The organism is Rhodococcus sp. IEGM 1302, from assembly GCF_030056935.1.
GTDB lineage: Bacteria > Actinomycetota > Actinomycetes > Mycobacteriales > Mycobacteriaceae > Rhodococcus_F > Rhodococcus_F qingshengii.
This window is the reverse complement of the sequence record NZ_JASHKY010000009.1, coordinates 134,399-160,539: the sequence shown is the minus strand read 5'-3', so window position 1 is coordinate 160,539 and position 26,141 is coordinate 134,399. Positions and strand designations below refer to the sequence as shown.

The 26,141-nt window shown below is 63.2% G+C and carries 25 protein-coding genes and 1 riboswitch; of the genes, 13 read left to right on the top strand and 12 right to left on the bottom strand.

Translation table 11 applies throughout. The features are described 5' to 3' along the window. Positions 1-23: 23 nt before the first annotated feature. A complete protein-coding gene (locus QM609_RS15935) occupies positions 24-845 on the bottom strand; it encodes a DUF3027 domain-containing protein (RefSeq protein ID WP_030535360.1) in 822 nt (273 codons plus the stop codon). A gap of 38 nt (positions 846-883) precedes the next feature. Here QM609_RS15935 and QM609_RS15930 point away from each other — a divergent pair, with 38 nt between their 5' ends. The 3 genes from QM609_RS15930 (at position 884) to QM609_RS15920 (ending at position 3,972) form a co-directional block, all read left to right on the top strand. Next, entirely contained in the window at positions 884-1,714 is an 831-nt protein-coding gene (locus tag QM609_RS15930; RefSeq protein WP_073512664.1) for a glutaminyl-peptide cyclotransferase, read from the top strand. Positions 1,715-1,783: 69 nt separating this feature from the next. Then, positions 1,784-3,478 (top strand): MFS transporter, encoded by a 1,695-nt coding sequence (locus tag QM609_RS15925; protein ID WP_223304424.1) that lies wholly within the window; start codon positions 1,784-1,786, stop codon positions 3,476-3,478. A 26-nt stretch (positions 3,479-3,504) separates the two neighbouring features. Further along, positions 3,505-3,972 carry a DUF2771 domain-containing protein gene (locus tag QM609_RS15920; RefSeq protein WP_223304425.1) on the top strand — a complete coding sequence of 156 codons (468 nt, stop codon included), beginning with the start codon at positions 3,505-3,507 and terminating at the stop codon, positions 3,970-3,972. 88 nt (positions 3,973-4,060) lie between these two features. On the opposite strand, the gene QM609_RS15915 is transcribed toward QM609_RS15920, so the two are convergent. Further along, positions 4,061-4,474 (bottom strand): cold-shock protein, encoded by a 414-nt coding sequence (locus tag QM609_RS15915; protein ID WP_007733502.1) that lies wholly within the window; start codon positions 4,472-4,474, stop codon positions 4,061-4,063. A gap of 215 nt (positions 4,475-4,689) precedes the next feature. Between QM609_RS15915 and QM609_RS15910 the strand changes: the two genes are divergently transcribed. Together QM609_RS15910 and QM609_RS15905 are read left to right on the top strand one after the other, a co-directional pair. Continuing rightward, positions 4,690-4,917, top strand: a complete 228-nt coding sequence (locus QM609_RS15910; protein WP_003940194.1) for a hypothetical protein — start codon at positions 4,690-4,692, stop codon at positions 4,915-4,917. A 33-nt stretch (positions 4,918-4,950) separates the two neighbouring features. After that, entirely contained in the window at positions 4,951-5,340 is a 390-nt protein-coding gene (locus tag QM609_RS15905) for a YccF domain-containing protein (protein ID WP_003939919.1), read from the top strand. Between the two features lie 94 nt (positions 5,341-5,434). On the opposite strand, the gene QM609_RS15900 is transcribed toward QM609_RS15905, so the two are convergent. Continuing rightward, the gene (locus QM609_RS15900; protein ID WP_050654717.1) at positions 5,435-6,829 is read right to left on the bottom strand and encodes a YncE family protein; all 1,395 of its coding nucleotides are present in this window, start codon (positions 6,827-6,829) and stop codon (positions 5,435-5,437) included. A gap of 394 nt (positions 6,830-7,223) precedes the next feature. Next, a riboswitch (cyclic di-AMP (ydaO/yuaA leader) is annotated at positions 7,224-7,433 on the top strand. 8 nt (positions 7,434-7,441) lie between these two features. Here QM609_RS15900 and QM609_RS15895 point away from each other — a divergent pair. Continuing rightward, complete coding sequence (locus QM609_RS15895; RefSeq protein ID WP_003939675.1) at positions 7,442-8,005, top strand: transglycosylase family protein; 564 nt, start codon at positions 7,442-7,444, stop codon at positions 8,003-8,005. A gap of 83 nt (positions 8,006-8,088) precedes the next feature. On the opposite strand, the gene QM609_RS15890 is transcribed toward QM609_RS15895, so the two are convergent. Next, positions 8,089-8,277 (bottom strand): hypothetical protein, encoded by a 189-nt coding sequence (locus QM609_RS15890; protein WP_019744939.1) that lies wholly within the window; start codon positions 8,275-8,277, stop codon positions 8,089-8,091. 60 nt (positions 8,278-8,337) lie between these two features. Here QM609_RS15890 and QM609_RS15885 point away from each other — a divergent pair, with 60 nt between their 5' ends. Together QM609_RS15885 and QM609_RS15880 are read left to right on the top strand one after the other, a co-directional pair. Next, a complete protein-coding gene (locus QM609_RS15885; protein WP_050654727.1) occupies positions 8,338-10,662 on the top strand; it encodes a helicase-associated domain-containing protein in 2,325 nt (774 codons plus the stop codon). A gap of 87 nt (positions 10,663-10,749) precedes the next feature. Then, complete coding sequence (locus QM609_RS15880) at positions 10,750-10,875, top strand: hypothetical protein (protein ID WP_007733507.1); 126 nt, start codon at positions 10,750-10,752, stop codon at positions 10,873-10,875. A 424-nt stretch (positions 10,876-11,299) separates the two neighbouring features. Here QM609_RS15880 and QM609_RS15875 read toward each other — a convergent pair whose 3' ends face one another. Beyond that, on the bottom strand, positions 11,300-11,950 hold the full coding sequence (locus tag QM609_RS15875) for a TetR/AcrR family transcriptional regulator (RefSeq protein WP_003940633.1): 651 nt from the start codon (positions 11,948-11,950) through the stop codon (positions 11,300-11,302). 54 nt (positions 11,951-12,004) lie between these two features. Next, complete coding sequence (locus QM609_RS15870) at positions 12,005-12,316, bottom strand: hypothetical protein (protein ID WP_003939736.1); 312 nt, start codon at positions 12,314-12,316, stop codon at positions 12,005-12,007. Positions 12,317-12,531: 215 nt separating this feature from the next. Here QM609_RS15870 and QM609_RS15865 point away from each other — a divergent pair, with 215 nt between their 5' ends. The 5 genes from QM609_RS15865 to QM609_RS15845 all read left to right on the top strand — a co-directional run bounded on the left by QM609_RS15865 (position 12,532) and on the right by QM609_RS15845 (position 19,555). Next, positions 12,532-13,725, top strand: a complete 1,194-nt coding sequence (locus tag QM609_RS15865) for an LLM class flavin-dependent oxidoreductase (RefSeq protein WP_050654832.1) — start codon at positions 12,532-12,534, stop codon at positions 13,723-13,725. Continuing rightward, positions 13,722-14,798: an alcohol dehydrogenase catalytic domain-containing protein gene (locus QM609_RS15860; RefSeq protein ID WP_050654728.1), complete on the top strand. Its 1,077-nt coding sequence runs from the start codon at positions 13,722-13,724 to the stop codon at positions 14,796-14,798. Before QM609_RS15865 ends, QM609_RS15860 begins: the two co-directional genes overlap by 4 nt. Before the next feature lie 180 nt (positions 14,799-14,978). Further along, a complete protein-coding gene (locus QM609_RS15855) occupies positions 14,979-16,637 on the top strand; it encodes a DNA repair helicase XPB (RefSeq protein ID WP_003940219.1) in 1,659 nt (552 codons plus the stop codon). Between the two features lie 102 nt (positions 16,638-16,739). Then, entirely contained in the window at positions 16,740-18,818 is a 2,079-nt protein-coding gene (locus QM609_RS15850) for an amidohydrolase family protein (RefSeq protein ID WP_050654729.1), read from the top strand. 74 nt (positions 18,819-18,892) lie between these two features. After that, complete coding sequence (locus QM609_RS15845) at positions 18,893-19,555, top strand: DUF3239 domain-containing protein (protein WP_020970500.1); 663 nt, start codon at positions 18,893-18,895, stop codon at positions 19,553-19,555. A gap of 9 nt (positions 19,556-19,564) precedes the next feature. Here the strand turns inward: QM609_RS15845 and QM609_RS15840 are convergent, their stop codons facing one another. The 6 genes from QM609_RS15840 to QM609_RS15815 are packed head-to-tail and all read right to left on the bottom strand — an operon-like array spanning position 19,565 to position 25,934. Then, positions 19,565-20,551: an LLM class F420-dependent oxidoreductase gene (locus QM609_RS15840; RefSeq protein ID WP_283337310.1), complete on the bottom strand. Its 987-nt coding sequence runs from the start codon at positions 20,549-20,551 to the stop codon at positions 19,565-19,567. A gap of 13 nt (positions 20,552-20,564) precedes the next feature. Continuing rightward, positions 20,565-21,797: an MFS transporter gene (locus tag QM609_RS15835; protein ID WP_042451237.1), complete on the bottom strand. Its 1,233-nt coding sequence runs from the start codon at positions 21,795-21,797 to the stop codon at positions 20,565-20,567. Beyond that, entirely contained in the window at positions 21,794-23,140 is a 1,347-nt protein-coding gene (locus QM609_RS15830) for an LLM class flavin-dependent oxidoreductase (protein WP_007733520.1), read from the bottom strand. The genes QM609_RS15835 and QM609_RS15830 overlap by 4 nt, the downstream gene beginning before the upstream one ends. Positions 23,141-23,171: 31 nt before the next feature. Beyond that, entirely contained in the window at positions 23,172-24,044 is an 873-nt protein-coding gene (locus QM609_RS15825) for an ABC transporter permease (protein ID WP_050654731.1), read from the bottom strand. Continuing rightward, positions 24,037-24,858 carry an ABC transporter ATP-binding protein gene (locus QM609_RS15820; protein ID WP_283337309.1) on the bottom strand — a complete coding sequence of 274 codons (822 nt, stop codon included), beginning with the start codon at positions 24,856-24,858 and terminating at the stop codon, positions 24,037-24,039. The genes QM609_RS15825 and QM609_RS15820 overlap by 8 nt, the downstream gene beginning before the upstream one ends. Then, positions 24,855-25,934 (bottom strand): ABC transporter substrate-binding protein, encoded by a 1,080-nt coding sequence (locus QM609_RS15815; protein WP_050654732.1) that lies wholly within the window; start codon positions 25,932-25,934, stop codon positions 24,855-24,857. The genes QM609_RS15820 and QM609_RS15815 overlap by 4 nt, the downstream gene beginning before the upstream one ends. Between the last annotated feature and the right edge of the window lie 207 nt (positions 25,935-26,141).

Genomic DNA, 26,141 nt, shown 5'->3' with positions numbered 1-26,141 from the left:
TGCGTCCGTACCGAACGGATCTTCTACTCGGTGGATACCGAATCCTCAACTGCAACAGCGCTCGACGGGCGAGCGGGCACCGCAATCAGCTCGACGGCCCCGTCGTCGAATGCGTCGAACTGCGGCGAGCCCGCACCGAGCGGCAGGCTGGTGTCCGAGTGCGCGCCACAACCGTAGGACACGCTGACCACACGGCCGTCTGCGGAGAGTTCGTTTCCGCACACACCGAACGCTGCGTGCAGCGAACCGGCGAGTGGAAGGAAGAATCCACACAGTCCACACGTCGACGGCGCGGCCTTCGCCATCTCCGACTCCGGGCCGAAGTCACCGTCGAACCAACGCTGCGCGGCATCGAGTCGGCCCTCGCGGCTCATGACCTGTTTGCGGCCGAGCCCGATTTCGAGAGCTACCTCGTCGACTTCCGGGTCACCGGTGGCGACGTAGCCGGGAACGAGGCGAGGATCCTCGGCCGGCGGGGCGAGTAGGTCACCGACGGACAGATCGCCGGGACGAATCCGCTGATCCCATGGCAGCCATTCCGGCGCAACCAACGCGTCGGGACCCGGCAACAGCGCCAACTCACTGATCGTGGCGTGGGTGTCCTCCGGTCCGGCAGCGACGACAACCGCCCACTGCCAACCGCGGTATCCCGGAATGTCTGCTGCAAATCGATGGGTGGCGGCAAATTCGTCCTCCGACGTCACGCCGAGGTATGCCCCCACACCGCCTTCATGCAGGTCGACGACTGCCTTTCGGGCAAGCTCGACCGCATCGGCCAGTACTGGGCGCGGCACTGCACGCTCTGGAGAAGTAGCAACACTCACTCCTCCAGTTTGCCGCACCACCGCAAGTCCGCAACGCACTGGGCTGCCATGCTGGGCAGATGAGTAGGTCACACGCCAATTCCGTGCGCACTTTTGCAGTGGTCGCCGTGATCGCCTCGGCCTTGGCGGGGTGCTCCGATTCCCCCGGCGCTCCCGACAACCTCACGTCCGAAACCGGCTCCGTCGAGATCGTTCGAGTGTCCGCGCACGATCCCGACGCGTTCACGCAGGGCCTCGAGATCGACGGAAACCGGTTGTACGAAAGCACCGGACGCGTCGGGCAGTCCTGGGTGCGCTCGAGCGAGATCTCCGACGAGCAGTCCCCCGCTTCGGGACCGGAAGTTGCGCGTGCCGATCTCGACCCGCCGTTGTTCGGTGAGGGCATCACGGTCGCCGGAGACACACTGTGGCAACTCACCTGGAAAGACGGCGTTGCCATCGCCCGTGACAAGGACACCTTGACCGAACGGGGGCGGTTCCCACTCGACACCGAGGGATGGGGAATCTGTTCGCTCGGGGATCGGATTGTCTCGAGCGACGGTTCGGCCACGTTGACCTTTCGCGATCCCGAAACCTTTGCGCCGATCTCGACCGTCGACGTCACCAGATCTTCGGAGTCCGTCGGCAAGCTGAACGAATTGGAATGCGCCGAAGACGGCTCCGTCTACGCCAATGTCTGGACCACGGACACCGTCGTCCGAATCGACCCATCGGACGGCAGCGTCACGAACGTGTACGACGCTTCGCCGCTACGCGAAGAACTCGTCGCGGACGGATCGACCAGCACCGTCGACGTTCTCAACGGCATCGCGCAGATTCCCGGTACCGATCGATTCCTGCTCACCGGCAAGTATTGGCCGCAGATGTTCGAAGTCCGTTTTGTTAACTGAGTCCGACATGACACAGGACTCGCAGGGGTGTGCGTGGTAGCCGCGCCGACACTAGGACAGAATTGAGTGGTGACCGGACCGCGCGAACCCTACGACCCCGAAACTCGGCGAATCCACGACGAGCCGGAGGGGCAACAGGTGCACCCCGGTTACGACAATTACCCACCCGCGGCCCGCCCGGACAATTACCCACCTTCGGCCCGTCCCGCTGCCCGTCGCACGCCTTTGCCACCGCTGCATCCGATTCCCGAATCGCGGGGAGACTCCGAATCCGCGGCCGGTTCGAAGACGCCGGGGGCGGACGCTCCCAAGGCTCCACCGATGCCTCGCAAGCTCACCGTCACTCGCGTCGCAGCGATGCGCAGCCGCGAACTGACGAACAAGGGCATCGCGACCTTCCAGCGCGCGGCGAAGGCCGACGGCGCGGACAAGTCCGGTCTGACCGCTCTCACCTACGCGGTGATGACGAACAACGCGACCGACGCGGCGATCTCCGTCGCTCTGGCCAACACGCTGTTCTTCTCGGCCGCGACGGGCGAGGACAAGACCAAGGTCGCGCTCTATCTCCTGATCACGATCGCACCGTTCGCGGTCATCGCACCGCTCATCGGCCCCATGCTCGACCGGTTGCAGCGCGGACGCCGCATCGCACTCGCGTCGTCGTTCGGAATCCGGACGCTCCTCGCGGTGATCCTGGTCTTCAACTTCGACAGTTGGATCCTCTATCCGGCCGCGCTCGGCATGATGGTGCTCAGTAAATCGTTCTCGGTGCTCAAGAGCGCAGTGACACCACGCGTCCTACCACCGGAAATAGACCTGGTGCGCGTGAATTCGCGTCTGACGGTCTTCGGGCTGATCGGTGGAACGATCGGGGCCGGCGCTGTCGCAGGTGCGCTCGCGCTGGCTTTCGGTTCCACCGGCGCCTTGTGGTTCGCGGTCGCCGTCACCGTGTTCGGCGCATATCTGAGCATGCGAATCCCGTCGTGGGTCGAGGTCACCGAGGGTGAGGTTCCCGCGACCATCACCTACCACCCGGACGAAGCGCATCACGCCGGCAGCGCCCCACCGCAGCCGGACGCCAAACCTGCCAAGGTCCGTCAGCCTCTCGGACGCGCCGTGATCATCGGACTCTGGGGCAACGGCACCATTCGCGTGCTCACCGGCTTCCTGACGCTCTACATCGCGTTCGTCGCCAAATCACGCACCGATCACGAGCCGCTCCAGCAGGCCATGATGCTCGGCCTGGTCGGCGCAGCAGCCGGTCTGGGTAACTTCGCCGGAAATGCCACGGGTGCACGCCTCAAGCTCGGCCGGCCTGCCTTGATCGTGCTCCGGTGTACTGCGTCGGTGTGGATCATCGCGGTGATCGCAGCTCTGACGGACAACCTCATGACGGCCGCGCTTGCCACGCTCATCGCATCGGCCGCCAGCGCGCTCGCCAAGGTCTCACTCGACGCGTCACTCCAGCACGACCTGCCCGAGGAATCGATCGCGTCCGGATTCGGTAGATCCGAGACGGTTCTGCAGCTGAGCTGGGTACTCGGCGGCGCATTGGGGGTTCTGCTTCCGACCGAATACTGGATCGGGTTCACTGTTGTATCGGTGTTCCTGACGATCGGGCTTCTGCAGACCTTCCTGAGCTACCGAGGAAGCAGCCTCCTGCCCGGCCTCGGCGGGAAGCGACCCGATCTGGCCGAACAAGAAGTGACCGAAGTGATTTACACCGGTAAATCCAACCGAGGACAAGGAAGTACTCCGCAGTGATGATGCGCTCGAGAACAAAGAAGATCGTGGCAGCGATCAGTGTCCTGATGGTGGTGGCACTGGTTGCTTACGTCTCCGTTCTTTTCGTGATCATCAAGAACATCAACGACGACCCCGACAAGCTGCCGGTCATCACTGCATACGCACACGGCAAGACGATCGAAACGAACCCTGCCGGTTTCTGCACCATCGACCTGTCCCAGTGCGCCCAGGTGGGCGACATCTACGCACTCGACGTTCCAGCGGGCTACCCGCTGCAGCTGTCGTTGTCGACGGACGTCTCGGATGCGCAGTGGGCACTGCTCGCCGTCTACGAGGATGCCGACGGCAACCAGACCGGTGAGCCCCGAGTCTTCGAGCCCGGCGAGGCCCTGGCAGTGACGGTCGAGTCTTCGAGCGATCCCGTCAAGCAACTCGTCGGCGTCGAAATCCACCTCGCCGTCGGTGAGGGAAGCGAACAGGGACTGCTGATCTGGTCGATCAAGACCGCTTGATCCCCGGAACGTCGAAAATGCCCTGCACACCGATTGGTGTGCAGGGCATTTTGTTTCGAAGCCGTGTATGGCAGCTCGTATCGAGCGATCAGGTGTCGAGCTCGCGAGCGACGGCCCGGACGACCTCGGAGATCCGCTGAGCGGTCTTGCGGTCCGGGTACTTGCCGTTGCGCAGATCCGGCTGGACCTTCGCCTCGAGCAACGTGATCATGTCCTCGACCATGCCGTGCAACTGATCAGGGGTGTGCTTACGCTCGACGGGCTCACGACGCGTCGCCGTCGCGCCGCGCAACGACGGCGCCGGCTCGAGTACCTTCAGGCTCAGTGCCTGCGGACCGCGGCGGCCCGCAGCCATTCCGAACTCGACGCGCTGGCCGGCCTTCAAGCCTTCGACGCCCTCGGGGAGAGCGGAAGCACGGACGTAGACGTCCTCGCCCTCTTCCTGCGACAGAAAGCCGAAACCCTTTTCGACGTCGTACCACTTCACCTTGCCGGTCGGCACCGCGTTCACCTGCTCATCACTCGACTGGGGCGTCTGCCCCAATGTGCTCGGGAGGCTCTCGGAAGAGCCTCATGGCCTTGCTCGCATCGCTTCCGGTGGAAGAATGCAAAAGAACGCGCCCCACACTTGCTTCAGCGGGGCGCGCAGTCTGTTAACAGTCTACCTGTGACGAACCCGGGTCGGCACCCAGGTTTACAGGCACTATCCTCGTAGGTGTGGACCCTCAACCGAACCCGCGCACTTCCGGCACCGGAAACGGTCTGTTCCGTACGGCGATGGCACTGTTCATCGTCGGATTCCTGGCGATCGTGGCCATCTTCGCAGTCCATATCTTCAGCGACACCCCACCCGGCCTGGCGTTGTACCTGGTAGCACTCGCGTGCCCGATCGGCTTCCTTCTGGCCATCGTCTACACGCTCAGATCCGGTCGACGCGTGCGCTGATCACTCCCGCCTCCAACCGAAAGGTCACTGACCATGAGAATCCTCCTGAACGTGATCTGGCTGGTCTTCGGCGGCTTCTGGCTGGCGTTGGGCTACTTCGCCGCAGGCATCATCTGCTGCATCCTCATCATCACGATTCCCTTCGGAATCGCGGCATTCCGCATCGGCATCTACGCACTGTGGCCGTTCGGTAAGACCGTCGTCGACAAGCCGACCGCTGGTGTCGGTTCGATGATCGGCAATGTCATCTGGGTGATCATCGCCGGTATCTGGTTGGCGATCGGACACATCGTCACCGCCGTCGCGATGGCGATCACGATCATCGGAATTCCGCTCGCGGTCGCGAACCTGAAGATGATTCCGATCTCGCTGATGCCGCTCGGCAAGGAGATCGTCGACGTGGACCGGGTGAATTACGCATAGTCGTGGACCGCGTCGATTACGCATAGCGGGCCCGCGGACCGAAGAACCCGACCACAGCAGTTGCTGTGGTCGGGTTCTCTCGTATCAGGTCGGATCAGCGCCCGAGGCTACCGAGTCCGGGAAGGTTACCGAGCGAACCGGTACCCGTTCCCGGGTTGCCCGGATCGACGGGGCCGACCGGCCCCTCGGAGATCACGATGGTCACGCTCGAAGCACGCGAAAGCACGCTCTTCGCAGTGATCTCGACGGTGACGCTGCCGACAGCGGTGGGGGTACCCGAGATGGTGCCGTCCTGTGCGAGGGACAGTCCGCCGGGCAGAGTGCCACTGGTGAGTGCAAACGTTGCGCGCGCATCGGCAGTGAGCTTCTGCGAATACGCCTTACCTACCTGAGCGGCAGGCAATTCGACGGTCGCGGGTAGCGGGTACGCAGCAACGACTGTCACCTTGCCCCCGTTGGTCGTCGACGCGATGGCGCCGGTCGAGGTGTCGAGCGCGAGGTTTTTGACCTTCTCCAGTGCCGGAACCTTCGTATCGGTCAGAGCGGTGGTGGCGCGGGTCGTCAGATCGACCGACCACAGGTGTCCGTTCATGACGTCCGCGACATATGCAATGCCTGCCGCAGCGTCGACGACCACGCCGTTGGGAATCGCGGTCGGAGACAGCGTGGTCTTCGACAGAACCGCGCCGGCCGGGGTGATCGCCCACAGGTTGGTTGCCCGGGTGTCGGTCATGTAGATGTTGCCGGTGTTCGTGTCGACATCGACGTCGACCGGGTACAGGTTGTCGGCACGCACGATCGACTTGAGTGCTCCGCCCTTGCGTACGTCCGCCTGCCACAGCGTGCGGCCGTAATTCTCGTCGAAGAAGTTGGTGTCCGCGATGTAGAGGAAGCCGCGGACACTGTCGAAGGCGAGCTTGGTCGGCGTTGCCGACTTGTGGACCAGAATGCTCGACACGGCGTCGGCGGCGTTGGGGTCGACGACTCGGATGTTGCCGGACTTGTAGTCCGAGAAGTACGCGCGGTGTGTTGTGGGATCGACGACGACATCGTTGATCTGCGGACGCGAGCCGTCGGGGTTCTTCTCGCTCAGCGTGACCGTCTTTTCGACCTTCCCGGTCTTCGTGTCGACAATCGAGATCGCGCCGCCGTAGGAGGAGGACACGTATGCGCGTCCGAGGCCCGAGTCGACGGCAAGTGCCGACGGGTAACCGACGACGCCGTCGATGGTGCCGACGGACTTGCCGGTGTTCGTGTCGACGACGGACAACGAGCTGGTCGGTCCGCCGTACTGCGTGATGTATCCGCGGTGGGTTGCCGAGTCGACGACGATGTCGCCGGGCTGGGTTGCGGAATAGCTTCCGACAACACCGTGTGTCGGATCCTCGGGTGAGGCGTGTGCAGCGGGAGCAGTGACGGCCAGGCCGACAGCAGCAGCGGCGACGGCGAGTGATGCGGTGACCGCACGCCGACGGTATTGCAGTTTCATGAGGGGTGCCCTACTTCTTTGGAAGACTCTGCGAAACCTGCCCAATCGAGGCAAGTCAGGCAAACCTAACCTAAGTTTCGATCTCGATGTTGAGACACGGGCCACACCTTGGGCCCGGATCGACACACCTCTCAATCGCCCGAAATTGTATTTCCGCATAACGTGTGACCTTGCTCACATTACGGATGGATAACGGAACGGACACAACCGGACATTCACTCGGGCACCCCCACCTACCTGGGAAGAGTCTCCTGCGCTTTGTGTGACGCGTTGTACGGCTTTCGCCACGCCGCGTTATCAAATGGTGACACGAGCGACTCGAGCCGTTACCGTCGTTTTCGGCCGGGAAACTCGGCCACCTCCGGCCCGCCGCGCCAAGCCTTGTCCCGCGGGTACCGGACTTCCGACAGAGCATTCCAGGGACGAGGACGGGGGACCCAAAGTCCTCTGTGAGAACAGAAAAGTTCTCCAGTGGACACCGGTTCGATCGCAAGACCGAATCTTGGGGTGAAGCCAGACCCTTTCCAGCCAGGAAAGGCGAGGCCGGGCGACCTCTCAGCCCGAACCCGACAGCTGACCTCGCAGGCGCGTGTGGAGAGGATTTCGACCATCATGAGCGGACGCCATCGCAAGCCCACCACCACCGGCCGCACTGTCGCCAAGGTCGCCGTCACCGGCGCCATCATGGGCGTAGCAGGAATTGCAGCCACCGGAACCGCAAACGCTGCCCCCGACTCCGACTGGGATCGTCTCGCCCAGTGTGAGGCCGGCGGAAACTGGGCCATCAACACGGGCAACGGTTACCAGGGCGGACTGCAGTTCTCCCCCAGCACGTGGAACGCACACGGCGGCGGACAGTACGCAGCCACCGCAAACCAGGCCACTCGCGAGCAGCAGATCGTTGTTGCCGAGCGTGTTCTCGCAAACCAGGGTTGGGGCGCATGGCCGTCCTGCTCCTCCAGCCTCGGGCTGAGCAGCGGCGCCACCGAGCGTTCCGCTCCGGCCACGACGGCTCCTCAGGCAGCTCCGGCTCCAGCGCAGCAGGTCGCACAGACCGTTGCACACCCGGTCGCCGACGCCATCGATCAGGCAATCGCATTCGCCGAGGCCAACGGTATCCCGGTCGACCCGCAGATCCTCGCAGTCGCCGACACCGCGAAGTCGTTCCTCAAGTAACACCGGCAAGACTGTCCGCTCGGACGCTCGAACATCAAGAAGGCCCGCACCGATTCGGTGCGGGCCTTCTTCGTGTCGAGTTGTTATCGGTTGATGACGGTGTGCGGGTGTACGTAAGGAAGTGACTCCACCGGAACCGGAAAGGTGGTGTCCTCGCCGAAGGGTGAAAGTCCACCTGCGCGGGTCGATGACAATTCGGTCACTGCGTGATCTCCGTCTGCAGTTTCCGGCCATCCTGGATCTACATAGTGTTGCTTCGAATTGTTGGCCACGAAGTCATTTTGACAGGACGCCGTTACGCCGTACAGACCAGGTCTCTAATCTGATACCTGATGACCGAAACACGTGGCACCCCGGCGGGCAGTTCCGCAGCCGAAAGTCTGACCGATTGGCTCTCGGCGCGCAGTGACGCCGAGTTGACGGAGTTGCTGCGTCTGCGCCCCGATCTGGCCGTACCGCCGCCGAGCACGATGGTGGTTCTCAGCGGTCGGGCACAGCAACGCGCGTCGGTCAGCCGAGCCGCAGACGAACTCGACACCCTCGATTTCGGTCTTCTCGAATTGTTGGCGCTGGGCGGCGCCGAGGAAACTCCGATGACGCGGGCGGAGCTCAACAGTGCGATCGCCGAACGAGCGCTGACCGGCAAGGGCAAGGTCACCAAGAAGGCCGTCGACAAGTCTCTGTCGAAGATGCGCGCGTCCGCCCTCATCTGGGGTGTCGATCCCATCAGCGTCGTCCCGGCAGTCATCGGGATGATTCCGTGGCGTGTGGGGCGCGCCCTCGAACCTGCCGAGGCGATGACCGAGACCGAGATCTCGGCTGCGCTCAACGCTCTGGACACCCGCGAGCGGGATCTCCTCGAGACACTCGCCAACTCCAGCCCGATCGGTCGCACCCGCGACGCTGCCCCCGGAACGCCGCCTGAGCGCCCGGTTCAACGACTGCTGGCGGCCGGCATGCTGCGGTGGCTCGACGAGCAGACCGTCGAGCTTCCGGCGACGGTTCGTCAGGTCATCCGCGGCGAGCCGGTTTTCGATCCGACGACGCTGACCGCACCTGTCATCGGGGGCGACAAACTCAAGCCGGCGGACGTGAACGCCGCAGCAGCCGGCGAGGCGCTCGAGTTGGTACGCCAATGCGAGAACGTGATCGCTGTTCTGGGCGCAGCGCCGGCCCCCGCACTGCGAGCCGGTGGGCTCGGTGTTCGAGAACTACGACGCGTGGCCAAGACGGCCGATCTCGACGAAGCGCGCGTGAGCCTACTTGTCGAGTTGCTCTCGGCAGCCGGACTCATCGCCAGTGGAACACCAGATCCGGCGCCGGTCTCGGACAACGCGGACGAATACTGGACGCCCACGCTCGCGGTCGACGGCTGGCTGAACGCATCCACAGCGCGACGGTGGGAGGTCCTGGCGTCCGCCTGGGTCGACGTACCTCGAGTCCCGTGGATGATCGGGCTGCGCGATTCCACCGACAAGCCGATCGCGGCGTTGTCCGAGGAGGGCCGCGCTCCGGCGGCTCCGCGAGATCGTCAGGCCATTCTCGGGCTGCTCTCCGAACTCGACAGCGGCCAGACCGCGTCGGCCGTCGAGGTAAGTCGACTACTGGCGTGGCGACGCCCGCGATGGAGCGGGCGCCTACGGACGTTCGCGATCGAGCGGACTCTGGACGAGGCCGCCGCGCTCGGGCTGGTGGCCCGCGGCGCGTTGTCGTCACCTGGACGAGCTTTGCTGCACGGCGGGGACGCCGAAGCCGAAATGCAGTCCGCCCTACCCGAGCCCATCGACTACATCCTGGTCCAGGCGGATCTGACTCTGGTTGCGCCCGGCCCGCTGGTACCGGACCTGCTCGAGCAGGTGAGCCTGGTCGCAGACATCGAGTCGGCCGGATCGGCGTCCATGTACCGCATCAGCGAGGACAGCGTGCGTCGTGCGCTCGACGCCGGTCTGACGGCCACCGAACTGCATACGATGTTCGCTTCGAAATCGAAGACTCCTGTCCCCCAATCACTTTCGTATCTGATCGACGATGTCGCCCGTCGACACGGACGACTGCGTGCCGGAGTGGCGGCGTCGTTCATTCGATGTGAGGACGCGTCACTGCTGGCGGAGGTCCTCGCATCCGCAGTGGCCGAGCCGTTGGCACTGCGCGCCTTGGCTCCCACCGTCGCGATTTCGCAGGCCCCTCTCCGCGAAGTCCTGACCGAGCTGCGAGCCGCCGGATTCGCGCCGGCAGGTGAGGACTCCTCGGGCACGTTGGTCGATCTCCGCCCACGCGGGGCACGTGTACCCAACCGTCGCAGCCGACCGGCGTCGAGGATGCCGGCGAGCCCGTCGGCGGATCAGCTGGCGTCGTTGGTCCGCACGATGCGGGCCGGAGACCGTGCTTCCGCCCCCGGCCGCGGCGGAGTGCGAACGGACGGTTCACGGGAGAACAACGCCGCCACCATCGCCTTGCTGGCCACGGCGGCCCGAGACAATTCGAGCGTCAACATCGGCTACGTCGACGCCCAGGGGGTCGCGACGCATCGCATCGTCGACCCCGTCAGCGTTGGCGGCGGACAGCTGGACGCCTTCGACCCCGCGAGCGGCGCGGTTCGCCGTTTCACGTTGCACCGAATTACTTCCGTCAGCCCCGTCGACTCCGGAAAAAAGTAGCAAAAAAGAAGCAACTGGCTTTTTTCTGTAAATGAAGTATGGTCGAGGTCAGTTTGTGATTGCCACTTCGAAAAATGAGGAGCGACAATGGCTGACAAGGCGCCGGGTAAGAACATGAAGAAACCCGCCCAGTCGATCAAGGAACGCCGCGCGGAGAAGCGGGCGAAAACTGCGGAGTCTTCCGAGTTCATCCGTAAGCGAAAGCGGAGCTGACAGCAAAGTCCAGAGAAGACGAGCTGATTGCGAAGCTGACCAATGCCTGCCTCCACCGACACCCTCGTGCACCTGCACGAAACGTTCAACCTGTTCAAGTCACGTAATCGAGGAACTGACGCACGCTCGCGCGGGTACGCAGCGGGCATGACCCTCGCTTCACTCTGCGTCCTCGACGAACACGCTCGGCAATCCGGAATACTTCTATCGGATTTACCGCAGAAAGAGAATCAACCATCGTGAAAAGAACAATCCATACCCTGGACCGCATTCAAACGAGACTCGAATCGGAGCTTGATTCCACTCCGGGTGATTCCGAAAAGAATATCGGTTACCGGTCCGGAATTTCCGAAGCTATTACTCATGTAATGGAAATGCGGAAGTCAGTGGTCGCGCAGAAATAGGAGACGCATCGATTAGGCGCTCACCCCAATAACTGCCGCACACCACCCACCAGAAAGACGACCTGGTCCTCGTAGAAGTCGGCAAGCCGCTCCGGCGCGAGCGGCTTGCCACTTCCGCTCCAATCGTCCGCCCGGCTCAACGCCTGGAGGAAGCCCATCAAGGCAATCGCCCAGCGAGTCTCGAGCCGTTCGGGATCGGTAGCAGGAAAAGTACGACGGACCTGGTCGAGAAGATGTTCACGCAGGTGCAACTCGGTCGCCTCGAGGGCTGGATGGCCCGGTCGTGACATCTGCGGCTGCGAGATCTGCGTGACGATTCTGATCCATCGCATTCCCCGCGTGCGATGGCGAAGGAGCAATGCCTTGTAGGGCGCAGTGACGGCCCGTACCAGCGCCTCGACCGTCGGCGGCGTCTTGTCGGCGGAGAGGGCGTCGACGTTCGCGCTGATCTGATCTCGCACCGACGTTCCCATGTCCAACAGCACCGCTGCGACCAGATCGTCCTTGGTTCCGAAATGGTAGTGGACCGATGACGGCCCGAGACCGGCCGCGGCATTGACCGAGCGCAGCGAAACTGCATCCAATCCCTCTGTCGCGAAAAGCCGTTCAGCAGTTTTGAGCAAACGCAGACGCGTCGCGTCGCCTTGACGGTTCTGCCGGGAGTCGGTCATACGAACGAGCTTCGCACGGGCTCGACAAACGTCTCAACCGTGGCGAACGCGGAGTCAGAGTGATTCACGGTGTGCTCGCACCCTGTTGTCGCGATCCACCCAGCCGTGGGCGCGTGCGTAGTCCACCATCGCGGAGAACTTCTGTCTCCACTCGGTGTTTCCGATCCGGGCAGCGACGGCTTGCTCCAAGTGGCCGATGTCGAGCCAGACGTGATCCCCCTCGAGTTCCCCCCACGGTTCCAGTACCCGACTCAGAGTCTCGGATCGATCGTCGCCGCCAACGACGACCGAGAGACTGGTGAAGTCGTCGACACTGTTCAGTTCGACGGTCGAGGAGTCGGGGGTGATTGTGACGTCCAGTTGCATACCTCTTCAATACTCCTTCGGAAAGTACTTGGTTCAGTCGATCGACTTGCAACAACGATATCCGACGTCATTGCACCAGATAACGTTGAACTACAGGTGATTACAAATCTCCCACTGTGCGGGAGGCTCAACTTATTGGATCAGTTGATCCATGTTAGACATCTCGATCAGAGCGAGTGATCCAAATCACTCCCCTGTCGACAGGAGTTGTCATCGTGTGGTCCGCATCGTCCATCCGCTTCGGAGCCTTCCTCGCCCCGTACCACCCGCTCGACGCCGATCCCGCCCTGCAACTCAGACGCGATATCGACCTCATGACACACCTGGACCGCCTCGGATTCGAAGAAGCGTGGATGGGTGAGCATCATTCGACCGGCGCCGAGATCGTGCCTGCCCCGGACATGTTCATCGCGGCCGCCGCAGAGCGAACCGAGCGCATCCAGTTCGGCACAGGCGTGACGTCTCTGCCCTATCACCACCCGTTGATCACGGCCGACCGCATCACTCAGCTCGATCTGCAGACCCGCGGACGGCTCATCTTCGGCACCGGCCCGGGCAAGATCCCCCTCGATGCACACATGATGGGCATCAACCCGTCGGACCAGCGTCGTCGCCAGGGCGAAGCGCTCGAGGCCATTCTCGCGTTGCTTCGCGGCGAGGTCGTCAACATGGAAACCGACTGGTTCACGTTGCGTGACGCACGCGCACAGCTGCCCACCTACCGCGCGGACGGCATCGAGACAGTGACAGCGTCCACGATTTCCCCCAACGGTTCGGTGCTCGCAGGCAAGAACGGCCTCTCCCTGCTCTCATTGGCGGCGAGTTCACCCAGCGGCTTCGACGCACTGGATCGCAACTGGGATGTGTACGAGAAGGTCTCGGCCGAACACGGCCACCGCGCCGACCGAGCGACGTGGCGTGTGGTCAATCCGATGTTCATCGCCGAGACCCGAGCCGAGGCCGAGCGCGCCGTGAGCCGGCGGATCGGATCGATGGCTTCTTACGTGAATCGACAGACCGGCCAGAACCCGGCCTGGGCAGATACACCTGCCGGAATCATCGATCAGTGGCGCAACGACACGCTCGGCGAGTTCGGTCAGGCGATCATCGGTACCCCCGAAGATGCGATCGCACAGATCGAGCGTCTGATCGAGAAGACGGGAGGGTTCGGCACGTTCTTGATCCTTCACGTCGACATGGCGAGCTGGGAGGACACCAAACGCAGCTACGAATTGTTCGCCTCCGAGGTGGTCCCGCACTTCCGGAAGCGAAATGTCGGGCGTCAGGCGAGCATGCAGTTCGCCGAGGACAATCGCGAATACCTGATCGGCGGGCTGGTCGGAGCGATCACCAAAGCCCATACCGACTACTACGGCCGGCCGGCCGAGACGGGAGCCGTGCGCGCATGAGGGCCGTCCGTTTCCAGCAGGGAGAATTCGCGGTCACCGAGATCGCCGACCCGCCGCCGTTGGCACCCCATCAGATCCGCATCGACGTCGTCGCCTGCGGGATCTGCGGCAGCGACCTGAGCATGTCGAAGGACCCGTGCCGCTTCGTTCAGGTCGCGCACGACGGGGGCTACCCGCTCGCCACCTTCGATCCGGACGCGCCAGTGGTGCTGGGGCACGAATACGCGGGTATCGTCTCCGAGACCGGTTCTGCAGTAGACGATTTCGCGATCGGCGATCGGGTGGCCGGCATCGGCTTGGCCACCGACACCGCTACCGGGATCCCGACGATCATCGGCTACTCGAACGAGTACCACGGCGCGTTCGGCGATCACATAGTCGTCGACGGGTTCTGGGTCCGCAAAGTTCCCGACCACCTGTCACTCGAGCACGCCACACTTGCCGAACCTCTCCACGTCGGCGAGATGCACCTCCAACAGTCCGGCCTCACCTCGGCCGATTCGGCGCTCGTCATCGGTTGCGGAACGATCGGACTGGGCGCCATCGTCGCCGCGAAAGCGCGCGGAGCGCAGATCGTCATCGCGTCGGAGCCCTCCCCCAAACGACGCGAGCTCGCCGCGAAGATGGGCGCGGACATCGTCGTCGATCCGGCCGAGCAGGATCCGATCGAACTGTGGAATCGAATGATCGCCGAAGGCAACCAGCTTGTCGGCCAGGCCGCGAACGGAGTTCTGATCGCCTACGAATGCAGCGGTCGGGCGGGAGTCATCGGAGAACTGATGCACACTCTGCCGTTCAACTCGCGGATTCAGGTTCTGGCTGCGCCGTTCGGCGACGAGACGATCATTCCCGTCGTCGGGCAGTTCCGGAGGATCTCGATCAATTTCGGTCACGGTCCTTACGAGAATGCCTACGACATCACCCTGCAGAGGCTCGCCGACGGCGAGATCGACGCCGAAGCGATCATCACCGGCAGGGTCGGTCTGGATGGAGTCTCGGACGCTTTCGCAGCTCTGCGCGCACCCGACGAACACGTGAAGATCCTCGTGCTACCCGCGGGCCTCCCGGAATAGCGGTCGATCCTGCCCTGTTGACGTAGGGGTGCTCGCACCCGGGCACCTCTACTTCGGGCTGTGCGAGCGTCGCCTGTTGGCGTCTGCGCCCCGATACCAGGACAATGGCAGGGTTGGCGTCAGCCGACAACGCGGCGCAACGCTCTGTGGCTGCCGCGTTTGCTTCACTAGGAGGATTCCGTGACCGACGGACCGTTGATCGTCCAATCCGACAAGACGCTGCTGTTGGAGGTCGACCACGAGCGCGCCGGCGATGCCAGGCAGGCAATCGCCCCCTTCGCGGAACTCGAACGGGCCCCCGAACACGTCCACACGTATCGCATCACTCCCCTGGCCTTGTGGAATGCCCGCGCCGCCGGACACGACGCCGAGCAGGTTGTCGACGCGCTCGTGTCGTACTCACGATTCGCGGTTCCACAACCGCTGCTGGTCGACATCGTCGACACGATGGCCAGGTACGGACGCTTACAGCTGGTCAAGAGCCCGGTGCACGGCCTCATCCTGGTCAGCCTCGACCGCGCAGTCCTCACCGAGGTGATGCGACACAAGAAGATCTCGCCGATGCTCGGTGAGAAGGTCGACGACGACACCGTGATCGTCCACCCGAGCGAACGCGGCCGCCTCAAGCAGATGCTGCTCAAGGTGGGCTGGCCGGCCGAGGACCTCGCCGGCTACGTGGACGGCGAAGCGCACCCGATCGATCTCGCTTTCGAAGAGGGCCACTGGGAACTGCGCGACTACCAGCAGATGGCAGCGGATTCGTTCTGGGCCGGCGGCTCGGGCGTCGTCGTGCTGCCGTGTGGCGCCGGCAAGACGATGGTGGGCGCCGCAGCGATGGCAAAGGCCAAGGCCACCACCCTCATCCTCGTCACCAATACCGTTGCCGGTCGTCAGTGGAAGCGTGAGTTGATCGCGCGTACATCGTTGACCGAGGAAGAAATCGGCGAATACTCCGGCGAGCGCAAGGAGATTCGGCCGGTCACGATCGCGACCTACCAGGTGATCACACGTCGCACGAAGGGCGAGTACAAGCACCTCGAACTTTTCGACTCCCGCGACTGGGGACTGGTGATCTACGACGAGGTCCACTTGCTGCCCGCGCCTGTCTTCCGGATGACGGCAGATCTGCAGTCGCGCCGCCGTCTCGGCCTGACCGCAACGCTGGTTCGTGAGGACGGCCGCGAAGGCGACGTCTTCTCGCTCATCGGCCCCAAGCGCTACGACGCTCCGTGGAAGGACATCGAAGCGCAGGGCTGGATCGCGCCGGCCGACTGCGTCGAGGTGCGAGTGACGATGACGGACGCCGAGCGCATGTCCTATGCCGTCGCCGAACCGGAGGAGCGCTACAAACTGTGCTCGACGGCTCACACGAAAATTGCGGTCGTGAAGTCGATCCTGGCCAAGCACCCCGATTCTCCGACTTTGGTGATCGGTGCGTATCTCGATCAGCTCGACGAACTCGGCGAAGCCCTGAACGCCCCGGTGATCAAGGGATCCACCAAGAACAAGGAACGCGAGATCCTCTTCGATCAGTTCCGTAACGGTGAGATCCAGACGCTGGTGGTGAGTAAGGTCGCGAACTTCTCGATCGACCTTCCGGAGGCGTCTGTCGCCGTGCAGGTTTCGGGAACCTTCGGGTCGAGACAGGAAGAAGCGCAGCGACTCGGACGCCTACTGCGACCCAAGCACGACGGCGGTCAGGCTCACTTCTATTCGGTGGTCTCGCGCGACACTCTCGATGCGGAGTACGCGGCACATCGTCAGCGATTCCTCGCCGAACAGGGCTACGCCTATCGGATCACCGACGCCGATGACCTGCTCGGACCTGCCATCGGCTGAGCATTTCTGCAACACGTTGCAGAATCAAATGGACATACGTCCAGTTGTCTGTAGAGTGTCCCCTGTCACAGTCGTGTCCATCGGTCGGGGGTCACCAGCACCATGCGCTCAGTTCCACGTCTACGGGGTCGGCTCGCCGGAACCATCTCGCTGCTGACTGCCGCCGTCGTCGTCGCCACGACCGGCGTCAGCGCCGCGGCACCGAGTCCTGCTCCTACTGCGCAGAACTCGGTGTACGCACTTGCGAACGGTTGCTTCGCGCTGCGCACCGAGTCTGGTGATTTCGTCCGTCGTGACGGATCGGCGTACCTCACCGACGTAACGAAAGCCGCAGACGCCGAACCGTTCCGGCTACATGCGGCCCAGTTGGGTCGTTTCATGCTGTACGGCCCGGACGGGTCGATGCTCTCGCACGACGGCGCGGACTCGGTACTCGCCACTTCCGAAGCAACTCCCTCCACCGACTGGACCGTGATGTCCACCGGTGAACCGTTCGTTCTGACCGCGACCTCGAACGGCCGTCAACTGATCTCGCGCGACTTGATGCTCACGATGTCCGATCCCGGTGACGTTCCCGAATCTGCGTTCACGCTGATCCCGCGCGACGGCTGCGCCGATTTCCCCGAAGCGGAGGTGGGCGCAAACGGCGTTCCGGGAGAAATCGGACCGAACGGTGAAGTCACCGGATTCATCGACACACACGTGCACATGAACGCTTCCGAGTTCATGGGCGGAAACCTGCACTGCGGCCGACCTTTCGATCCTCAGGGCGTCACCGCAGCGCTCGTCGACTGCCCGGACCATCAACCTGACGGGATACCGGCGCTCCTCGAAAACGTTCTGTCGTACGGCAATCCCTTCGAAACTCACGACACCACCGGCTGGCCGAGTTTCGCCGACTGGCCGGCGCACGATTCACTGACGCACGAGCAGACGTACTACAAGTGGGTCGAGCGGGCCTGGCGCGGCGGGCTGCGAATCTTCACCAATCTCTTTGTCGCCAATCGTGTCCTGTGCGAGCTGTATCCGAGCAAGCGAAATCCCTGTGACGAGATGGAGACCGTCCGGATCCAGGCGCAGCAGACACGCGAACTCCAGGACTACATCGACGCCCAGTACGGCGGTCCCGGCCGGGGTTGGTTCCGCATCGTGAGCTCGCCGGAACAGGCCAGGCAGGTGGCCGCCGACGGAAAGCTGGCCGTCACCCTCGGGGTGGAGGTGTCCGAACCCTTCGGTTGCTCTGTGCGCAACGGTATTCCGCAGTGCACCGAGGACGACATCGACCGCGGCCTGGACGAGTTGTACGACCTCGGTGTCCGGCAGATGATCGTCACGCACAAGTTCGACAACGCCCTCGGCGGTGCCCGTTTCGACGGCGGCGTCACCGGAGTGGCCGTCAACATCGGCAACTACCTGGGCACCGGGGAGTTCTGGCAGTCGGAACCATGCACCGGCGTTGCCGAGGACAATGTGCTGCCCACCAAGGTCGACGGCGCACAGAATCTTCTCGCGGTACTCCCACCCGGAGTGACGCTTCCGGTGTACCCCTCTGGTCCGCAATGCAATTCGCACGGCCTGACCGACCTCGGCGCGTACACGATCCGAGGTTTGATGGACCGAGGGATGATCGTGGACATCGATCACATGAGCGTCAAGACCGCCGAAGCGGCTCTCGATATTCTCGAAGCTGCGAACTACTCCGGCGTCGTTTCCAGTCACAGCTGGAGCGACCCGAGCCTGTACAAGCGGATCTACGCACTCGGCGGATTTGTCGCCCTGTACGCCGGACAACTCGACGCATCGGACGAAAAGCCCGAGGAGCGTGGGTTCATCGACCAGTGGCGGGACGCACGGGCGATGCGAAGCGAGAACTACTACTTCGGTTTCGGCTACGGCGCCGACACCAACGGCTTCGGGCCGCAGGCCGCACCGCGCGGCGACGCCGCAGAAAATCCGCTGCAATATCCGTACACCGCCTTCGACGGCACCGTCATGGACCAGCAGCGCGCCGGCACCCGGGTTTTCGACGTGAACACCGACGGCGTTGCCCAGTACGGGATGATTCCCGACTGGATCGCGGACATGCGTATTGCTGCGGGCGCCGACGGCGACACGATCATCGAGGACATGAGCCGTGGCGCCGAGGCTTACCTGCAGATGTGGGAGCGCGCGCGAAACTAGCTACGCTGGTGGACGGTCCCCGGGCGATCGGGGGCCGGTCCTAGATCGTCCGGCACCACCCGAAGGAATTTTTCGTGGCTGACTTCCAGTTCACTGTCGACAAGGCTCACGCCAAGTCGGTCAACGACACACTGGCCGATGTACGCCGCCTGCAGATTTCTGCGGTGATCTTCGCGATCGTCCTCGCCGCGGTCGGGGCCTGGTTGATCAGCATGGGTGAGGTGTGGTCCATCATCATCGGCGCAGTCCTCGCCATCGGTGCGGCCAGTTCACTGTGGGTCGCGTTGTGGGCACCTCGCAAGGTGGGAAGCGTCGAATCTCTGTATGCGGACAACCCACTGGTTCCCGCGATCGTCACCGAGGTTCACCCTCGAGCGGCGACCCTGACGGCACTGATCGACATCGCGAAGCCGGCGGCCGGAGCACCGAAGTACGCGCTCGTCAGCCGCAATGTTCGACTCAATCCGAAGTGGCGAGTCGGCGACCGCATTCCGTCGGTCGCACTGCGTTCGGATCGTTCCACCCGCAGCAAGGCTGACACGTGGCAGATGGTCAGTCCCATGCCGATCGAGTGGGGGACCAAGGACTCGGCAGTGCTGGCACGCGCGATCGCTGCTGTCAGTGCGAGCGAGTGGAACTTCCTGCAGAGCCGGATTCCCGATTCCGAAGAAGTTCGCACCCACCCCGATCGCCGGGTTCTGATCAACCCGGCCGATCTTCCTGACTCGCTGCGCTAGTCCAAACGGTTACGCGAGCGCGGGCAGCACTTCCTTCTCGAACATCTCGATTCCCGACGTGTCGTACGCGGCCTCGGGGAAGTAGAAGATTCCGTACTCGAGTCCCTGCGCCTCGAGCGCCGACAGGTTCTCGATGATCTGCTCGGGCGTACCCACGGCGGGCATTCCGCGGAACGCATCGAGCGACGCATCGGCGGCAGCTTCGCCGACCAACGGCGTCAGTCGGGCCTTCAGTGTCTCCAACCGCTGAGCCACCTCGGATTCCGTCGCGCCGATGGCCACGTTGTAGTTGGCCGAACGGACGATGGCGTCGAAATCGGTACCGACGGTGTCGCAGTGCTTCTTCAGGATCTCGGACTTGTGCGCGAAGCCGGCCGGGGTGCCGTCGAAGTTCGTGTACTGCGCGTACTTGGCCGCGATCTTGAGTGTGACCTTCTCGCCGCCACCGGCAACCCAGATGGGAATTCCGCCCTCTTGCAACGGAAGTGGACGGCACAGCGCTCCGTCGACCTGGTAGTACTTGCCGTCGAGCGTCGAACTGCCGGTCGACCACGCCTGCTGCATGATCTGGATTCCTTCGTCGAGGCGGCCCAGACGCTCACCGGCAGAGGGGAAACCGTAGCCGTACGCACGCCACTCCTGCTCGTACCAACCGCCGCCGATGCCCATCTCGACGCGTCCACCCGTGATGAGATCGGTGGTCGCGGCGACCTTGGCGAGGTACGCCGGGTTTCGGTAACTCATGGCGGTACACATCTGGCCCAGTCGGATACGCGAGGTCGACGCACCGAGTGCGGCCATCAACGTCCACGCCTCGTGAGTCGCTTCTTCCGTCGGCTGGGGAACGGTGTGGAAGTGGTCGTAGACCCACACCGACTCCCACGGCTCTGCCTCCGCGCGCAGCGTGAAGTCTCGCATCACCTCCCACTGCTTCGCGGGGTCGATGCCGACCAGGTCCAGACGCCAGCCTTGAGGTACGAACAGTCCGAATCGCATGTAGCGAGCCTACCTACAGTTTCCCGACGCGCGACCGGGGTGACACCCGCGGAGAGTAGACCGGAATGAAGCGGAACATCATCGCCGCGCCGGCGAACGACGTCGCGCCCAGAGCGGCGAATGCCCACCCGAGTGGGAGCACCGCGGCGAGTAGACCGATCGCGAGCGGCCCACCGAACATGCCGGTGTCGTGAGTCAATCGCCATGCAGCGAGGAACTCGGCGCGTTCTTCGGGCGGGGCGATATCGGCACCGAGGGTCATGATCACGCCGTTGCCCAGCCCGTTGCCGATCCCCATCACGACAGCGACCACGGTCAATCCCACTGCACCCGTCGAGAACGGCAACAGTAGGTACGACACACCGATCACCGTCAGCGAAGGCACCGCGACCAGCCTGCGGCCGTATCGGTCCATGATGTGTCCGGCCGGGTACGAGCACAGCAGGTCCACGGCCGCACCGATACCGAAGATCACACTCACCTGGGCTGCATCCAATCCGAGGTGCAATGCCCACAATGGAAGAACGGCCTCACGCGAAGCGCGGGCGGCGCCCATCAGAAGGGAGCCTGTCCCGAGCGTCGACAGAGCGGCACGATGACGGCGAAGGATCTCCGGGAGCGTAACGTGTCCGTGATCGCTGTTGCCTGCCTGCACCTTTCGTGGCGGGTCGGGAACGCGGGCCATCAGCGCCCCGGCGAGCACGACGCCCACCAACTGGACGAGGAATCCTCCGCGCGCTCCCACCAGGAGAATCACGCCGGCCCCGATGAGCGGTCCCAGGAAGAAACCCAACCGCCACATCGCAGCGAACGACGACATTGCTCGGGCCCGTAGACCGAGTGGCACGGTCTCGGCGAGGTAGCTCTGCCGCGCAAGGCCCCACACCGCATTCGCCAATCCGGTCAACAGTGCGCCGATACCGAGCATCCACGGAGTCTGTGCAAGGAGACAGATCACCACTCCTGTTGCACCCAAGGAACTTCCGCCGATGATCGACCTGCGCTCACCGAAACGCGACACGATCCTGCCGGCGGGGAGGTCACCGAGTACGGCGCCCAAACCACCGAGTGCAACGATCAGGCCGGCGACGGCAACCGAGGCACCCAGGTCGCGCGCGGTGACGGCCATGATGGGGGCAGCCGCACCCTGACCGATCCCGAAGATGGCCGCCGGTACGAAAACCGTTGTGACCAGTGGCTTGAGACCGGCAATCGCCGGCTGTTCCTTGGGCAGTGTTTCCGTCACGCGCTCACTTCTGCCGCGTCAGCGGCCCGCGAGAACCGATTCGCCGGACGATCGAGGCCGTAGTGACCCCGCAGGGTGGATTCCGTGTATTCGGTCCGGAAGAGCCCACGCGCCTGCAGAATCGGCACGACCCGGTCGACGAACACCTCGAGCCCTCCGGGCAGATAGGGCGGCATGATGTTGAAGCCGTCCGCGGCGCCCTTGTCGAACCATTCGGTCAACTCGTCCGCGACCTGCTCCGGTGTCCCGGCAAATGTCCGATGCCCACGGCCACCGCCGAGTTTGCCGATCAGTTCACGGACGGTGAGGTTTTCGCTCTCCGCAAGGTCTTTGACGAGCTGGTATCGACTCTTGTTTCCTTGGATGCGATCGATGTCCGGCAACGGGGGCAACGGGGCATCCAGCGAATGCTCGGTGAGGTCGACGCCCACCATGTTCGAGAGTTGGCGCAGCGAGTACTCAGGTGAGATGAGATCCGTGAACGACTGCTCCAGTGCCTTGGCTTCTTCTTCCGTATCCGCGATGAAGGGAACGATGCCTGGCAGCACCTTGATCTCGTCGGGACTACGCCCGTACTTGATCAGCCGCGCTTTGAGGTCGGTGTAGAAATCCTGCCCCTGCTCGAGTGTTCGTTGAGCGGTGAACACGGCCTCGGCATACTTCGCCGCGAAGTCCTTACCGCTCTCGGAGGAACCGGCTTGCACGAGCAACGGACGTCCCTGTGGAGACCTCGGCGAATTGAGCGGGCCAGCCACCGTGAATCGTTGACCGTCATGGTCGATGCGATGGACACGATCAGGATCGGCGAAGATTCCGGTCTCTTCGTCCAGGACAACTGCCCCCTCTTCCCAGCTGTCCCAGAGTCCGAGCGTCACGTCGAGAAACTCCTCGGCGCGCTCGTAACGACCGCTGTGCGTCGGTACCGCATCGAGGCCGAAGTTCGCGGCCTCGTCGGCGCCGGCCGACGTCACGATGTTCCACCCGCCTCGTCCACCACTGATGTGATCGAGGGAAGCGAACTTCCTTGCGAGAGTGTACGGATCGCTGTAACTGGTCGACGCGGTTGCAATCAGTCCCACCTTGTCGGTGGCCGCAGCGATCGCCGACAGCAAGGTGACGGGTTCGAAGATCGCCTGGGTGTTGTACTTGACCCGCGGGCCGACTGCTAGACCGTCGGCGAAGAACACCGAGTCCAGCTTTCCACGCTCGGCGATTCTCCCCAATTCCTGGAAGTGCTTGACGTCCAGGAGGTTGGCCGCGTTTGTGCGTGGGTGGCGCCACGCCGCCTCATGATGGCCGACGCCCATCAGGAAGGCGTTCAGATGAAATTGTCGTTCGGACATGAGTTCGCAGAATCTTTCCGTGAATGTGTGGTCAGGTGGTGACGCGCCAGCGCGAGAGCCGACGTTCGATCAGGACCAGAATCGCGTTGATTGTCAGACCCAACAACGAGATCGCGACGATGCCCGCGTACATGTTCGGGATCTGGAAGTTGAGTTGTGAAGCGGTGATCAGATACCCGAGACCGGCTTTGGCCCCGACCATTTCGGCGGCGATCAGCACGAGAATCGACGACGCGGCTGCCATGCGGATACCCGTGAAGATCGTGGGAACAGCGGCGGGCAGAACCACCTTCTGAAACAGCCGAATCGAGGAGAACCCCAGCGAGGCAGCGGACTTGATCAGCAGCGGATCGACCGTGCGCACACCCGAAATGGTGTTGAGCAGGATCGGGAAGGTGCAGGCGTAGATCACCAGGGCGATCTTCGATTCCTCACCGATTCCGAGAATCAGCACGAAGACGGGAAGCAGCGCCAAGGCTGCTGTGTTGCGGAACAATTCGAGAATCGGGTTGAGGAAGTCGGAGACCGGGCGGTACCAGGCGATCGCAATTCCCAACGGAATCGCGATCGCGATGGCCACGAAGAAGCCGGTCAGCGCACGCGTCAGACTGGCGGAAACATGCTCTTGCAATTGTCCGTTCTCGGCGAGGGTGAAGAATGCGGACACAACTTCGGTGAAGGGCGGGAGGAAGACCTTGTCCACCAGCCCGAGCCGAGGTGCCGCTTCCCAGATCCCGAGGAAGATCGCGATCGCAATCGACGGCTTGGCAATCCGCCAGGCGGTGGAACCAATGTAGCGCGCCGCCTTGCCGCCGGCCTGGCTCCGCTGCGCAACGTCAGGTGTTTTGTCGGCCAACGGTTTCGGGGTGGCGACCACCTCCGGCGTCGCCAATGCGCTAGACATGTGCAACCTCCTTGGCAGGATCGAGTTCGCCGGCCCGAGCGCGCTCGACTTCACCGTGCAGCAGCGTCCAGATCCGGTGCCGGAACACACGGAACTCCTCACCTGATCGCACGTCGTCGCCGGACCGGTCGATGTCGATGTCGACGATCGTCTTGACGCGCCCCGGGCGCGAAGTCAGTACTGCAACACGTTGCCCGAGGTAGATGGCCTCGTCGATTCCGTGGGTGATGAACAGGATCGTCTTGCCGGTGGCCTTCCAGATGCGCAGAAGCTCGTCCTGCAGCGACTCTCGCGTCTGTGCGTCCAGCGCTGCAAATGGTTCGTCCATCAGCAACACTTCGGGGTCGAATGCCAGGCTGCGGGCGATCGCGACTCGCTGCTTCATTCCACCGGACAACTCGTGCGGATAGCGATCCGCGAAACCTTGCAGACCGACCAGTTCGAGGTAATGCTCGGCGAGCTCGCGTCGCTCGCTCTTCTTCACGCCCTTCGCTTCGAGTCCGAACTCGATGTTGTGACGTGCAGTTCGCCATGGAAGCAGCGCGTACTGCTGGAAGACGATTCCCCGATCCAAGCCTGGGCCCGTGATCTGCTTGCCCTCCAGAAGGATTCGACCGGAAGTGGGCGAACTGAGTCCTCCGAGGAGGTCCAGCAGAGTCGACTTGCCGCAACCACTCGGCCCGACGAGGACCAGGAACTCCCCCGGCGCCACGTCGATGTTGATGTCCTCGACCGCGGTGAAAACTTCGTCGGTCCCACGAATGTCGAACTGTTTGGTGACGTGCTCGAGCCGTAGTTTCGGTTCTGTGCTCATTTTGCTGCCTCCAGTGCCTGTCCGTCAGCGCCGCTGTCGGGTGAATACGTTCCGTTGGCGTACGGGTTGAATTCGTTCGTGTAGATGTCCGACGGCTTCAACTTTCCTTCTTCGAGTTCGCCGTTACGGGTGAGCCAGTCGATCCACGTGCTGATCTCGGCATCGGTGATCGTTCCGCCTGGACCGGCGACCCCCGGGCTCTTCCAGTAGCTGATGAGCTTGGTGTCCTCGTTGCGTCCGCGGCTGTTGATGATCGACGTCAGCTTCGCGACCACTTCTTCTCGTGGGTGTGTCTGCGTCCAGCGGATGGCCCTCGCTGTTCCCTGCACGAAATCCGCGACCGCCTCCTTGTTCTGCGCGATGTAGTCGTCACGGAACACCAACGTGCCGTAGGTGAACGAGCCGAACAACGATTCGTCCGTGAACAGCTCACGAAGGCCACCACGTTCTAGCGCGGAGTCACGGAAGACCGAGCCGAGGGTGGCGACGTCGATCTGTCCCTGCCGCAACGCTTGTTCCGTGTTGACCGGCGGAACGACGATCAATTCCACCTGCTTGATCTCGTCCGGCGTAAGTCCCTGCCGCGCAAGCCATTCACGGACGACGAACTCGTGGTGCGCACCGAGGGTGTTCATCCCGACCTTCTTGCCGATCAGGTCCTTCGCCGATTTGATCGGACTGTCGTCGAGTACGTAGTACCCGTTGAAGCTCTCCTTGTCCGAGCCGTAGTACCCGATGACCGAGGTGATCGGTGAACCCGCGGAAGCCAACTTCACCACCGCCCCGTTGAACGCTCCGCCGAACTCGGTTTGACCGGTCGCTGCGTTCTGAATGCTCTGAGGGCCGCTGGTCGTATCGCCGATCCAGTTGAGCTCCACGTCGTTGAAGTAGCCGAGGTCAGCGGCCAGTTCGGGGTAGATGACCTGTCCGGTGCTGCCCTCGTACCGCAGGACGGTCTTGCCGTCGGCGGTCTTGACCACTTCGTCGGAGGAGCCCGAGCAGGCAACGGCAAAACTGGACAGAGTGACAAGAGCGACGACCGCGGCTACCGAGCGCGCGAAACGAGGGCGAATCATGAAGTTGCTTCCTGTAGAAGATGATTGGTTCAGTTCTCGGCTACACCTGTCCGGAGCGCCGTGTGCGGCGCTCGGCACAGGCAGGTGTGGGAATGTCAGTTCAACGACAACAGTTGAGCGACATGAGCGGGAAAGACCGAAACACGTGAGACTCCAATGAATGTGCAGACAGGATCGAGCCGTGAGCAGTGCCGAAACCATACGTCG